The sequence below is a fragment of the Cohnella mopanensis genome (assembly GCF_022352055.1).
Taxonomy (GTDB): Bacteria; Bacillota; Bacilli; order Paenibacillales; family Paenibacillaceae; genus Cohnella; species Cohnella mopanensis.
Genome location: NZ_JAKRWM010000004.1, coordinates 139328 through 152803, shown reverse-complemented (window position 1 = coordinate 152803; position 13476 = coordinate 139328). Strand labels below are relative to the sequence as shown.

14 protein-coding genes are annotated in these 13476 nt (G+C 46.1%); 3 read left to right on the top strand and 11 right to left on the bottom strand.

Annotated features, from left to right (window positions below):
* Nucleotides 1-176: 176 nt before the first annotated feature.
* The 4 genes from L3D05_RS08075 to L3D05_RS08060 form a co-directional block, all read right to left on the bottom strand.
* The gene (locus L3D05_RS08075) at nt 177-623 is read right to left on the bottom strand and encodes an SRPBCC family protein (protein ID WP_239615512.1); all 447 of its coding nucleotides are present in this window, start codon (nt 621-623) and stop codon (nt 177-179) included.
* On the bottom strand, nt 620-1063 hold the full coding sequence (locus L3D05_RS08070; RefSeq protein WP_239615511.1) for an SRPBCC family protein: 444 nt from the start codon (nt 1061-1063) through the stop codon (nt 620-622). The genes L3D05_RS08075 and L3D05_RS08070 overlap by 4 nt, the downstream gene beginning before the upstream one ends.
* Nucleotides 1060-1566: a MerR family transcriptional regulator gene (locus tag L3D05_RS08065; protein WP_239615510.1), complete on the bottom strand. Its 507-nt coding sequence runs from the start codon at nt 1564-1566 to the stop codon at nt 1060-1062. The genes L3D05_RS08070 and L3D05_RS08065 overlap by 4 nt, the downstream gene beginning before the upstream one ends.
* Before the next feature lie 88 nt (nt 1567-1654).
* On the bottom strand, nt 1655-2521 hold the full coding sequence (locus L3D05_RS08060) for a LysR family transcriptional regulator (RefSeq protein ID WP_239615509.1): 867 nt from the start codon (nt 2519-2521) through the stop codon (nt 1655-1657).
* Nucleotides 2522-2697: 176 nt separating this feature from the next.
* Here L3D05_RS08060 and L3D05_RS08055 point away from each other — a divergent pair, with 176 nt between their 5' ends.
* From L3D05_RS08055 to nspC, 3 genes are all read left to right on the top strand, one after another.
* Nucleotides 2698-3693, top strand: coding sequence for a DMT family transporter (locus tag L3D05_RS08055; RefSeq protein ID WP_239615508.1), 996 nt, complete (start codon nt 2698-2700; stop codon nt 3691-3693).
* 616 nt (nt 3694-4309) lie between these two features.
* On the top strand, nt 4310-5548 hold the full coding sequence (locus tag L3D05_RS08050; protein WP_239615507.1) for a saccharopine dehydrogenase family protein: 1239 nt from the start codon (nt 4310-4312) through the stop codon (nt 5546-5548).
* 1 nt (nt 5549) lies between these two features.
* Nucleotides 5550-6677, top strand: coding sequence for a carboxynorspermidine decarboxylase (gene nspC, locus L3D05_RS08045; protein ID WP_239615505.1), 1128 nt, complete (start codon nt 5550-5552; stop codon nt 6675-6677).
* 72 nt (nt 6678-6749) lie between these two features.
* On the opposite strand, the gene L3D05_RS08040 is transcribed toward nspC, so the two are convergent.
* The 7 genes from L3D05_RS08040 to L3D05_RS08010 all read right to left on the bottom strand — a co-directional run bounded on the left by L3D05_RS08040 (nt 6750) and on the right by L3D05_RS08010 (nt 13356).
* Nucleotides 6750-7172, bottom strand: coding sequence for an OsmC family protein (locus L3D05_RS08040; RefSeq protein WP_239615504.1), 423 nt, complete (start codon nt 7170-7172; stop codon nt 6750-6752).
* 23 nt (nt 7173-7195) lie between these two features.
* Nucleotides 7196-8164 carry an ABC transporter ATP-binding protein gene (locus L3D05_RS08035; RefSeq protein ID WP_239615503.1) on the bottom strand — a complete coding sequence of 323 codons (969 nt, stop codon included), beginning with the start codon at nt 8162-8164 and terminating at the stop codon, nt 7196-7198.
* Entirely contained in the window at nt 8148-9137 is a 990-nt protein-coding gene (locus L3D05_RS08030; RefSeq protein WP_239615502.1) for an ABC transporter ATP-binding protein, read from the bottom strand. Before L3D05_RS08030 ends, L3D05_RS08035 begins: the two co-directional genes overlap by 17 nt.
* Before the next feature lie 65 nt (nt 9138-9202).
* On the bottom strand, nt 9203-10807 hold the full coding sequence (locus L3D05_RS08025; RefSeq protein ID WP_239615501.1) for an ABC transporter substrate-binding protein: 1605 nt from the start codon (nt 10805-10807) through the stop codon (nt 9203-9205).
* Between the two features lie 22 nt (nt 10808-10829).
* Nucleotides 10830-11687 carry an ABC transporter permease gene (locus tag L3D05_RS08020; protein WP_255807412.1) on the bottom strand — a complete coding sequence of 286 codons (858 nt, stop codon included), beginning with the start codon at nt 11685-11687 and terminating at the stop codon, nt 10830-10832.
* Nucleotides 11680-12687 (bottom strand): ABC transporter permease, encoded by a 1008-nt coding sequence (locus tag L3D05_RS08015; protein WP_255807442.1) that lies wholly within the window; start codon nt 12685-12687, stop codon nt 11680-11682. Before L3D05_RS08015 ends, L3D05_RS08020 begins: the two co-directional genes overlap by 8 nt.
* A gap of 39 nt (nt 12688-12726) precedes the next feature.
* Nucleotides 12727-13356 carry a TetR/AcrR family transcriptional regulator gene (locus L3D05_RS08010; RefSeq protein WP_369417959.1) on the bottom strand — a complete coding sequence of 210 codons (630 nt, stop codon included), beginning with the start codon at nt 13354-13356 and terminating at the stop codon, nt 12727-12729.
* Nucleotides 13357-13476 lie beyond the last annotated feature (120 nt).

The window sequence follows — 13476 nt, the reverse complement described above, 5'->3', positions numbered from 1 at the left end:
TGATCATTAAACTCCTTTCTATGCTCCTATCTATATAGTAGAAAGTCCGCGGAATCGGTTGCGCTTGTACTAAAAATCGCCGTCCGATTCCCGACAGGGATCGTGAACGGCGACCATTTTAGAGTCATCACATAAGTGGCAGTTCTTCCGGAAAAGGCCGATATACCTTTGCAAAGCTAGTAGACCAATTCCGCCAACACATTGCCAAGTCGGTCAAGCTGCTGTTCATTAGCTTCTGTGCAGATCGGCCTAGCTTGTTCAAACTCCTCTTTATTCTTGAAAAGTTGACGGAAAGTGACCTTGGTGCGGCCTTCGAAGCTCTCGAAGGTTCCCGTTACCCGAAATTCGTGGCCGGATAGATGATCAATCACGATCCTCTCTGGCGGCACGATCTCAACAAAAACGTTATGGTTAGGATAATCCACGCCATCCGATCCGTGCATGGTGAACCGCCACGTGCCTCCCTGCCTCATATCGCATTCGTGAAACGTATTCGTAAAGCCTTTCGGCCCCCACCATCGGGCTAACAAATCAGGGGTTGTCCAAGCCCGAAATACGAGCTCCCGCGGGACATCGTACTCGCGTGTCGCCATAAGTTCATATTCACCTATAGTCTTGTTCATTCATCCCCTACTAATACCTTGCCCAGTGCATCCAACATGACGTTTGTACCGTGTTCCCGCACTTCCGGCGTATCGTGCCCGTCGAAGAACGCACCTTGCTCCGTGAAAATCAGCTTCGTGCCGCCCTCCACCTTAATAAGCTCGATCGTTGTGATCGAGATGGAGATGCGTATATCGCCCGAATCCAGAGTGTACGTATAGACAATGCGCTGCTCGGGAACAAGCTCTTGGTAGATGGCGTCGAAGGTAAAGATCGGCCCTTCCGGCGGCCCTCCGCTGCTGTACTCTCGCCCTCCAACCTGGAAATCGAAGATTTCCGGCTTCGAAAACCACTTGGCTTTTGCAATCGGGTCTGCCCATGCGTGATAGACTCTCTCCGGCGCAGCGGAATACGTCCGCTCGACGACGAAGGTTCCATGCTTGACGAATCGTTCGTTCATTGATTTTCCTCCTTATGTTTCGGAATTCCGCTATCCTCGGCAAGAAAGTTTCCCAACAGGTCCAAATGTCGCTCCCAACTCGTTTGCCGTTCAATGACCGGTTTCTCATAATCCTTCTTCATCGCTTGCAGAAGGCTCGTGAAATCTTCAACCGTTAATTCCGTCTTGCCCTGCATAAGCTTGGATACGTGTCTGAGCTGTTCCAATAGTTTCTGCTGCAGTTTGATCTGATCTTTGAGTTGATTGATCTGCAGGTTGACGATCTCAAGCGGACTGATCTGCCCGCCAATTAAGGCCGACTTAATCTCCTCGAGAGATAACCCTAGCTCTTTAAGCGATAAGATCTGGTGCAATCGCGACAAGTCCAAGTCGTTGTACAGCCTGTGACCGGATTCCGTTTGTCCCGACGGAGAGAACAACCCGATTTGATCATAGAACCGCAAGGTTCGTACAGTAAGCCCCGTCAGCTTAGCGAGATCCCCGACCTTCCAATGTTTCTTCATGAACCATCTCCACTCTCTGGTGCTAGCTATGTACCGGTAGCTCCATTGTAAAACATTACGTTACGTAAGGTGCAAGTGAAATTGTGTTTTACGTCAATGCAAGGTTAGTTCGGGCAACAATTTCATCAATAAAGCATTGTAGCGTGTGCGTTAAATACGAATCTTTACGCCGTATAAATATAGTCGTGATCTCACGATAAGGTTCAGGTATGCTATGGCAAAACACGGTACCGTTGGCGACCAAATCGGTAATGGATGATTCCGGTATAATCGTGATTCCAACTCCGGCGGCCACACTGCCCATGATCGTTCCGAACGTTCCAAACTCCATAATCTGTTTGGGGATAATGCCTTCCACCTTCATCCAGCTTTCCAATCTCCCGCGATAACCGCAACCTTTGTTGTATAGCAATAGCGGCTTTGTTGTGATGTCCTCCACGGAAAAGGAATCACCTTTGGTAACGAGGACTAGCTTTTCCTGAATAACCTCAACCTGCTCGATTAATGGATGTCTGATGGGGCCAGTAACAAACGCTCCATCTAGCTTCATATCAATAACCTCATGCAGCAAAAGATCGGTAACTCCGGCTTTTAATGATATTTCAACGTTTGGATACTTACTATAATAGGAGGATAAAATATCCGGAAGAGCAACTACGGTTTCCACGATACCAATGTTTAGAACACCGGAAGGATTCGAATTGTCTTGAAATGTGCGCTTTATTTCCTCGATTCTCGATAGAATGTCCCTTGAATATTCCAGCAATCGCTTTCCTTCCGTGTTTAAGATCATCCCGCGCTTGTGCCGATAAAATAATGGCGTCCGCAGCTCTTTCTCCAGTAGCTTAATTCTTGCTGTCACATTCGATTGAACGTAATTTAACTCCAGTGCCGCCTTGCTGACACTTCCATGTGCTGCAACGGTCTGGAAAATTTTTAAATCATTAAATTCCAATACGGCCGCTCCTTTTCACTGCTCTTCATTCCAATACGAATATCTCATCTCGTTGCTATCATTATAAATGATGATAATTATTATTTACAATCATTTTACTAAAGCCTTTCAACCCCCTATGATGAATGAGTTGCATACATTGAAGTCGGCTGATTCATGCTAGGGAGAGACAATTCATGTTAAAAAAACAAATCGTCATCGGGTCCATGCTATGCCTCATCGCAAGTATGTCTTGGGGAGCTATGTTTCCCGTTGCACATCTTGCATTACAGCAAATTGATCCATTCTATTTTTCATTTATCCGTTACTTAGCAGTCGGGATCATCCTCAGCGTGTTGCTTTGGATGAAAGAGGGGAGAAGCTCGTTTCGCTTGGAGGGAAGAGGCAAAGCCTTGTTGTTCTATGGTACGGCGGCATTCACGGTCTATAACATGTGCGTCTTCCTAGGACAGCATCTCATGGGGGAATCAGGTACGGTCGCTGCCTCGATTATGGAAGTCCTCATGCCGATGATATCCATCATGGTCTTATGGTTCACAACTAAAAAAGCCCCAAATAAATACATGCTCACGAGTGTGGCTATCGCGCTTGCCGGTGCTTTACTTGTTATCACCAACGGGAACTTGTCCTTCTTCATGATGGCTGGGCAACATCTATTTCCACTGTTACTTATATTCGCGGGAGTGGTAGGATGGGTCATTTATTCAATGGGGGGAAGTCGATTTGGGAATTGGTCGATACTACGCTATTCTACTTTAACTTGCTTAATAGGAAGCGCAGTATCTTTTGTCATCGTTACTCTTGCCTCCGTATTTGGTTTACTTCCCGTTCCCACCTGGGACACGATCCTATCTATTAAGTATGAAATGTCCTTTATGATCTTATTGCCAGGGCTAGTAGCCTTGCTAAGCTGGAATTTAGGAATCAAGTTGTTATCCCCGCTCAACGGAATATTATTTATCAATTTTGTGCCCATTACCACATTCGTTATTATGGCTTTTCAAGGCTACCAAATTAGCATTTTCGAATTTTTCGGCACGCTACTCATTATCTTTGCACTATTACGAAACAATGCGTACCAGAGAAAATCCAAATCCATTCTTCAAAATGAACCCAGTACTACTGCTCCTGCACTTAATCTTAAAAGCGAAATCATTAAGGCTGCCCCATAAATGTGGGACAGCCCCAGGTCGTCGTATAATTCGGAACACGGTCAGTTAAGCTATCCATCTCCCCACTCCTCTTGCAAACATACACCTTTAAAAAATTTTTCTTGCTCAACAATCCCTATCCTGCTAATATGAAGTAGCATGAATTTTGGAAAGCTAATATTTGAATTATCTAGGATCTTTCCAAGCAGATAATCTTTGACCACTTCCATTAAGAAGTTAAGGCCATACGGACAGCCGGGTCAAATGCCGATTGGCAACTTTCGTTGCTTTATTGATTGAGTTAAAAGCTCAAATTTTATAAGTTGGTTACTTTACAACCAGTGCATTTGCACACAACTTGTGAAACGGTCAATAAGAGTGGTAAAAGTAATTATTTGCTATATAGACTCTGATCCTAACATGATATTTTTGAATATTAAGGGCTTTTCCAAGAAACTATGCGTTTTTGGGCTGAATGACAAGCACTCAAGAAGTTTGTCCAGTCATGTTTATTGGAACCGTCTAATTATTTAATTATATCAAAGCAAGTGTGATGCGCATGATGCGTGTTTCGCTTGCTTTTTTTGTTGCCGTTTTTACATTTATTAGAAATTTACTCAAGATAGGAGATCGAACAATGGGAAAAGCACTTGTCATTGGCGCCGGTGGCGTAGCATCAGTAGCAATTCATAAATGCGTTCAAAACAGCGAGGTTTTCCAAGAAATCTGCATCGCCAGCCGTACGAAATCCAAATGCGATGAGCTGAAAGCAAAATTGGAAGGCGGCAAAACCAAAATTACGACCGCACAGGTCGACGCAGACAACGTAGATGAGCTGATCGCTCTGATTAATGAAGTCAAACCAGATATCGTTATGAACCTGGCTCTGCCTTACCAGGATTTAACGATCATGGATGCTTGCCTGGCCACCAAAACGCACTATATGGATACGGCAAACTATGAGCCGGAAGATACGGCTAAATTCGAATACAAATGGCAATGGGATTACCGCGAACGCTTTGAGAAAGCCGGGATCACAGCTCTTCTGGGCAGCGGATTCGACCCAGGCGTAACCGGTGTATTTTCCGCTTATGCGCTGAAACACTATTTTGACGAAATCGAATACATCGACATTCTGGATTGCAACGGCGGGGATCACGGCTATCCTTTCGCAACTAACTTCAACCCGGAGATCAACATCCGTGAAGTGTCCGCTAACGGACGCTACTGGGAAAACGGGGAATGGATCGAAACGAAGCCAATGGAAATCAAACGCGGTTATAACTTCGCTGAAGTCGGCGAAAAGGACATGTATTTGCTTTACCATGAAGAGCTCGAATCCCTTGTGCAGAACATGCCTGGATTGAAACGTATCCGTTTCTTCATGACTTTCGGCCCGAGCTATCTCATGCACTTAAAGGCGCTTGAAAACGTAGGCATGACTTCCATCGAACCGATCGAATTCGAAGGAAAACAAATCATCCCGCTTCAATTCCTGAAGGCCGTTCTCCCGGACCCGGCTTCCCTGGGACCGCGTACGGTGGGCAAGACGAACATCGGCTGCATTTTCAAAGGAAAAAAAGACGGCCAAGACAAGACTTACTATGTCTACAATGTTTGCGACCACCAAGAGTGCTATAAGGAAGTGGGCTCCCAGGCCATCTCCTATACAACCGGCGTTCCTGCCATGATCGGCGCTGCGATGGTTATGACCGGAAAATGGAATAAACCGGGCGTATTCAATATCGAAGAGTTCGATCCGGATCCTTTCATGGAAGAGCTGAACAAATGGGGACTCCCATGGGTAGAAGACTTTAATCCGGTGCTTGTTGACGCGTTGCCTGAGGAAGCTAAAAAACCGGAGCTCGTACGCTAATATGAGGTTCGAGGAGTTACCGACGCCCTGTTTCGTAGTTGATGAAGCGCTTATTGAAAAGAACCTGAAAATCCTGAACGGCATTATGCAGCGTACGGGAGCCAAAATCGTGCTGGCGCAAAAAGCTTTTTCCATGACGGCTATGTATCCCCTCATTGGAAAATACTTAAGCGGCACGACTGCGAGCGGTTTATTCGAAGCGCGGCTGGGTCATGAGGAAATGGGCAAAGAAAATCACGTCTTTGCCCCTGCCTATCGTGAAGATGAAATCGACGAAATCATATCCATTTGCGATCATATTATCTTCAATTCCTTCTCTCAGTTGGAAAAGTATAAAACGAAAGCTCTTGTGGCAGGCAGAAAAGTAGGCCTTCGCATCAATCCGGAATGCTCGACCCAAGAGGGACATGAAATTTATGATCCTTGTTCGCCGGGATCAAGATTCGGCGTAAAACGGGAGGAATTCCGTCAGGAGCTACTTGAAGGCGTCTCGGGATTGCACTTCCATACCCTTTGCCAGCAGAACTCGGACGATTTAGAGACTACGCTGAATGCGGTCGAGGAAAAGTTCGGGCCATGGCTGCCGCAAATGGAATGGATCAATTTCGGTGGCGGTCACCATATCACAAGAGACGACTATGATGTCCCGAGACTCGAAGCTTGCATTCAGCGAATGCAGGATAAGTACGGCTTAGAAGTCTACCTTGAACCTGGAGAAGCCATCGCGCTCAATGCGGGCTATATGGTCACCTCAGTACTGGATATCCATAGGAACGGCATGGAGATTGCTATCGTGGACACATCGGCTACATGTCATATGCCGGATGTTCTGGAAATGCCGTATCGTCCGCCGCTTTTCGGTTCTGGCGAAGCCGGCGAGAAGCCATACACCTATCGGCTTGGCGGTCCGACCTGCCTTACGGGCGATGTAATCGGAGACTATTCCTTCGATCAGCCCTTAAAGAACGGCGACAGATTAGTGTTTGGAGATATGGCGATCTACTCCATGGTCAAAACCAACACCTTCAACGGCATGCCGCTGCCGGCCATCGCCGTGCAGGGGGAAGACGGCAATTGCCGCATCGTTCGCGAGTTCGGCTATCAAGATTTTAAGATGAGACTAGCTTAATGAATAACCAAAGCCTTAACCCTGCTTCACAAGAAGGGTTAAGGCTTTTTGGACTTAACGGTTATAAAATGGTTATTCCTTGTGCATTTCCACGCCGTTTAAAACAAGTCTATGCGTGATAACGGCATTCAAGGAGTCAGATACCGAACAATATTTCTCGGTTCCCATTTGGATTGCTTTCCAAATACGGTAATCCGGAATATCTCCGTCCACCTTGAAAGTAAGTTCAATGGTAGCAAAACCTTTAGGAGGTTCTTCTTTACGAACTCCATCGGTTATAATCTCAATTTCCCTGATCGAAGGCAGGAATTGTGCCAAAATCATAGTCACATCAATTCCAATGCAGCCAGCCAAACTCGCCAATAGCACCTCTACAGGCGAAGCACCGTTACCCTCTCCACCCCATGCGGGCGTTGCGTCCATGTTGATTGTGTAACCGGAAGGTCCTGTAGCTTGAAAAAACTTATTACCTCGCCATACAGTCGATACTTGCATAATTAATACCTACTTTCTTCACATTATTTGTTGTATAAATGACAGGCGGTATAACGATTCTCGGAAACTTGGAGCCATTCCGGCTGAATGCTGCCGCATTGTGGCATTGCTTTAGGACAACGAGTATGGAATACGCATCCTAATGGCGGATTGCGTGGGCTCGGAACTTCTCCAGAAAGTACAATTCTCTCGCTTCTTTTTTCCGGATCCGGCTGGGGAATGGCAGAGATAAGCGCCTCTGTATAGGGATGAAGCGGATCGGAGAACAGTGATTCCGAAGGCCCGGTCTCCATCATCTTCCCTAAGTACATGACCCCGACATGATTGCTAATATAACGAACGACCGACAAATCATGCGAAATAAACAGATACGTGAGCGATAGCCGACTTTGCAAATCCTGCAGCAGCGTCAGCACCTGCGCTTGAATCGATACATCCAGCGCCGATACCGGTTCATCGAACACGACGAATTGGGGCTCGAGAATAAGTGCCCGAGCAATACCGACTCGTTGACGCTGTCCCCCCGACAATTCATAAGGGTATCGAAGGGCATGCTGTGGCGTCAGACCAACAACTTCTAATATTTCATCTACTTTTTTCGTAATCGTCTCGACTGGATATCGATAATGGGTGCGGAGCGGCTCCTCCAACGTGCGACGGACTGTCCACTTGGGGTCCAGAGAACCGAACGGATCTTGAAAAACAATCTGCATATCCGTCCTAAGCTGCCTCATGGATTCAGCGTCTAGCCCCGTAACCTCTTTTCCATTAAAAATGATACTCCCGGACGTGGGCTCTATTAACCGCAACACGGTTTTTCCTAGCGTTGTTTTTCCGGAACCGGATTCCCCTACGATCGCGAACGTTTCACCCTTCTCGATTGTGAGGGATATCCCATCCAAGGCTTTAGCCCTGTTGCTCAAACGGCCGAACAAACCCGTCTTCACGGGATAATGTTTTTTCAAATCCTTAATCTCAAGAATGGGTAACATTCGTATCCTCCCTATAGAGATGGCACTTGCATCTATGACCGTTATTAAAGTCATAAAGCGCGGGCTCGGTATTCTCGCACACGTCCATTCTAGAAGGACACCGTGAGGCAAAGCGGCATCCGGTAGCATATTCCGATGGATGGGGAACTTGTCCGGATATCGCTTGCAGACGCTTCATCTCTCCTGAGAATCGGGGCATAGAATTCAATAGACCGACTGTATAAGGATGCTTAGGCTCCTTAAACAGCGATTTGGCGTCCCCTTGCTCAACGATTTGTCCTGCATACATCACGCATACCCGATCGCAAATTTCGGCCACTACCCCAAGGTCGTGGGTAATGAGAATGATTGCGGTTCCCCGTTCTTTCTGGAGCTTCCTCATTAGATCAAGAATTTGGGCCTGAATCGTAACGTCTAATGCGGTTGTCGGTTCATCTGCGATTAGGATCTCCGGGTTGGAAGCCATGGCCATCGCTATCATCACCCGCTGGCGCATGCCGCCAGATAGTTGGTGCGGATAGACTTCCATGATCTGCTCCGGTGCGGATATACCGACTTCGCTTAGCAAAATAATCGATTCCTTATGAGCCTCTTTCTTACTTTTCTTTGAATGCTGACGTATCGATTCCCGAATTTGGCGACCAATCTTAAATACGGGATTCAAGGCCGTCATCGGTTCCTGAAAGATCGTAGCAATCTGATTGCCGCGAACTCTTTGCATCTGGGATTCAGACATATCTAACAGACTCTGCCCGTGCAGACGTATATCCCCTTCCGCAACCCGAGCCAGACCGCGAGGCAGTAATCCCATGACGGATAAGGAAGTTACACTCTTCCCGCTGCCCGATTCCCCGACAATTCCAAGCGTTTGTCCTGGTTCAAGCTCCAAACTAATGCCACTTACCACCTGAATTGGACCCGAAGCATTGGCGAATTCTATAGACAATTGATCTATTTCCATAAGCTTCGTCATACCCAAGCCTCCCCTAAGCATGTAAAAGTAGGCAAGACCCCCTTTATGGCTCGGGGGTCTTAACCTTATTTGTACAGTGAACTGAAACGAGCAATCTCGTCTGAGTAGAAAATATAGCCCTTTACATCCTTGCTTATTCCGACAATTAAATTGCTCTCATAGAGGTACGCCCACGGAGAATCAGCCGTAACCTGTTTTTGGACTTGTTTGTAGAGCTCGCTACGCTTCGCATCATCCGGTTCTACATTAGCCTTTTCTAATAACTCATCGACGGTATTGCTCGAGTAGCCCGTGTAGTTAGAAGCGCCATTACTTTCCAATAAAAATCCATAGTGGTAGGAAGGGTCATTGACTAATGAAGTATATTTGCCTAGATACGCTGCCGCTGCTTTATTGTTAATTAGCTCGCGGTATTGCGCAGGTGCCACCTTATTAATATTTAATGTCACGCCGATTTTCTCAAGCTCCGATTTGAGCAGAACCGCGATGTCCTCGTAATCTTGCGTGGAGGAGTTAACGGTAAGATCAAAGGTAAAGCCATTCTCGTAACCAGCTTCTTTAATTAGCGCCTTTGCTTTCTCCAAATCGTAGTTGTACTCATAGCCTTCGGAAGAATAATCCGGCGATTTACTCGAAATCGAGCTTTTCAGCGGCGCCGCTTGACCGTACGCAACATCTTGGATGAGCTTATTTTGATCGATTACAAAATTAATAGCTTGTCGTACTTTTAACTGATCGAACGGCTTAAATTTGGCGTTCATTCCAAGGTATACAATTCGGTTTGAGGACTCCGAGTTAATGGTCACTTTATCATTCTTTAACAGACTTTTTACGTCCTTGGCCGGAATATCGAAAGCGACATCGACTTCTCCTTTTTCGAGAAATAATTCTCGATTAGAAGCTTCCGCCACAAATTTAATAATGACCTTTTCGACCTTCGGAGCACCTTTCCAGTAATCTTTGTTAGCTACGAATACCGCTTCTGTCGCCGGATCCCATTTCTCTAGCTTATATGCGCCGGAGCCTGCGGAATGCTGGGTCAAATAATCGTCAGGGTTGCTCTTGGCAGCGGATGGATCAACGATAGAGAACGAAAAGGTGGCTAAGTATTTCAGGAACAGGTGATTAGGAGCACCAAGCTTAAATTCCACGGTCTTATCATCAATTTTGGTAACCGATTTAATGTTTGCAAGCTTATAAGAGCTACCGCCTTCACTCTTAGTCTGTACCCGCTCAAACGAATACACGACTGCATCGGCATTCACAGGGTTGCCACTTTGGAATTTCACTCCGTCGCGCAGGGTGAATGTGTATGTGGTTAGATCATCAGAAATCTTCCAAGACTCAGCTAGAGAAGGAACGATTTGATCGGTACGCCCCATCGTTTTTCCGTCTACTTCTTCCGTTCCGCTCGTAACCAGTTGATCATATAAGGCGAATGCGTAAGAAGCTGAAGTCAAATCGCCTGCATCATGCGGATCCATCGTTTGTCCCGCACCCTGCGAATAAGCGAGCGTAATTGTTTTCCCTGCCGCAGATTCAGTAGATGCTGTTGAGTTCTGTCCCTCAGTGCTTGCGGCTTCTTTGGGATTTGAGCTTTTGGCGCAACCTGATAGAAGCATTACAACGATTAATGTTGAAATAAGGATATAAAGTTTTTTCTGTTTCATAACTTCCACTCCCAATATTAACTTATTTATTTATTTGGATCTTGGAGGACCGACCATGCGGATCAAGAGCATCGCGCAATCCGTCTCCGAGTAAAATAAAACCGAATACCGTTGTAGCAATCGCGATGCCGGGAAATAACGTCATCCACCATTCGCCCGACATAATATAATCGCGTCCGTATGAGATCATCGCTCCCCATTCAGCGGTAGGAGGTCTTACTCCTAGACCGAGAAAGCTAAGGCTTGAAGTTATTAATACGGCAGAACCAAGCCCAAGCGTGATTTGGACAATTAATGGCGCAAGCGCATTGGGTAAGATGTGTTGGAAAATAATTGATGCATGCCGAACACCTAGTGCTCTGCTGGCTTCAATAAACTCCTTTTCCTTTATCACTATCGTTTGCCCATACATCAATCTTGCGAATTCCGGAATAGCGACAATGCCGACCGCAAGCAACGCGCCGAGAAGCCCTGGACCAATGGATGCCGCAAGTGCCATAGCCAGAATTAAGGATGGAAAAGCCAATAATGTATCCATCACACGCATGATGATGTTCCCGACTTTTCCTCCGAAGTAGCCAGCAATAGCTCCAAGCGGAATCCCAACGACACAAGCGATGCCTACCGATAAGACCCCCGTCCACATGGTAACTCGAGCTCCATAGAGAATTCGGCTGAGGATATCTCTGCCAAAATTATCGGTGCCGAACCAATGCGCCATATTCGGCGACTGCAGTTTATCTTCCGTTCGTATTCCGTTCGGACCGTATGGCGCAATCCAAGGGGCAAGCAAAGCTAGTACAACCCATAACAGGATGAATACTAATCCAACTAACAATAGTCGCCTTTGACTCAATGTTTTCCATAGTGATCTATTCATATCTCACCCGAGGATCTAGTACCCCATATAGCAGTTCTACGATTAGATTTAAGAGTCCGTATAATATCGCACTAATAAGCGTCATCGCTTGAATAGGTGCATAGTCTGCGGAAAGAATGGATTCTGTTACGTAATTCCCTACTCCGGGCCATACAAAGATCGTCTCAATAATGACAGCCCCGCCGAGCAGTGCGCCAAATTGAAGGCCTATTACTGTTAGAGTAGGTATTAAGGAATTAATAAGACCGTGCTTATAAATAACAGCCCGCCCCGATAATCCTTTTGCCTTAGCCGTTCTCATAAAATCCTGTCGGATAACCTCAAGCATGCTCGCTCGAATCATTTTCGTCACGATTGCCATCGTACCCATACTCAGGCAGATTGCGGGCAGTAACAGATGATGCAGAGAACTTTTAAATGCAACCATATCCCAGCTCAGTAAGCTATCCGCTACATATAAGCCTGTGATATGTGTTGGCGGATTAACATTACCGCTAATACGCCCTATAGGAGCAGGCAGCCAGCCAAGCTTTGAATAAAACAGCGTAATGAGCAGCAGACCAAGCCAGAAGATCGGAACCGATGAACCAATAATGGAGAGAACGCGGGAAATATGATCAACAATAGAGTTTTGCTTAGAAGCCGCGACAATCCCAAGCGGCACTGCTACGACCAATGCTATAGCCATGCTTGCTAACGTAAGCTCTAATGTGGCAGGAAAACGCGAGACAAAATCTGAAGCAACAGAGTGCCCCGTGTGCCAGGCAAATCCTAAATCTCCCTTAAATAATTGTTTAATATAGTCCCACAGCTGAATGAACAACGGTTCATTGAAACCGTACTCCTCGCGAACCTTATCTACGAACTCCGGAAGAGCTTGTTCTCCCGTAATCATCAAGGCGGGATCTCCCGGCAAAACCCTTGTCAAGATGAACGTGATAATGATAATTCCGGCAACGCTAGGAATCATCATTGCTATACGTTTTAACACGTATCGCATCACTCACATCATCCTCCTTATACTTACGGTTGTCTGTCGTCATACTCCTAACAATCCAAAAAATTCAAAATGAACGGTCTCTGCGGCCAGTTCTTCCACCGTTCGCTCTGCCAATTTGGAATTGGGAAGAACAGGACCAAACAACCACCTTGCTACGGTTCCCTCGATTAGACTCATCAGCAATGCCGCACGCATTTGAAAATCCAAAGATGCGGGTAGCATACCTAGTTCCACCGCACGCTCGATATTGCGTTTGAACGCTTCCTCCATCTCGATGCGCGTTTCCCGGAACGCATTACGAATCGCTTCTTCTTCTCCATTACCTGTAAGCAGCAATTCCATAAAGTAACGATTTTCCTGAGCAAACCTAAAAATATCGGTCAATAGACGCTGTGAGCCCTGAACCATTTCTTGAACAGTACCTTCCCCACTGCGATAGCCTTTTCTTATGACTTCAAGCAACTGTTGCCTTCCTGATTGAATAATTTCAAGCGCAATAACTTCCTTGCTCTTGAAATACCAGTAGAACGTTCCTTGCGCCACTCCAGCTTCATTAACGATGTCAGAAATTTTGGTGTTCTGGTACCCATACTTGGCAAATCTCTCAACCGCAATCTCCATTAATTGAAGTTTTCTCGTATCCCTTAGTGTAGGCTGGTTATTGTTCAAAATGAAAATAATCCCCTTCCAGATTGACTGGTCAGTCAATTATTTTAATATCATATAGGTTTAGTCGGGTATTGTCAAGGAACAGTTCATACAAAAAAACTACAAATCAATCCTCTGACG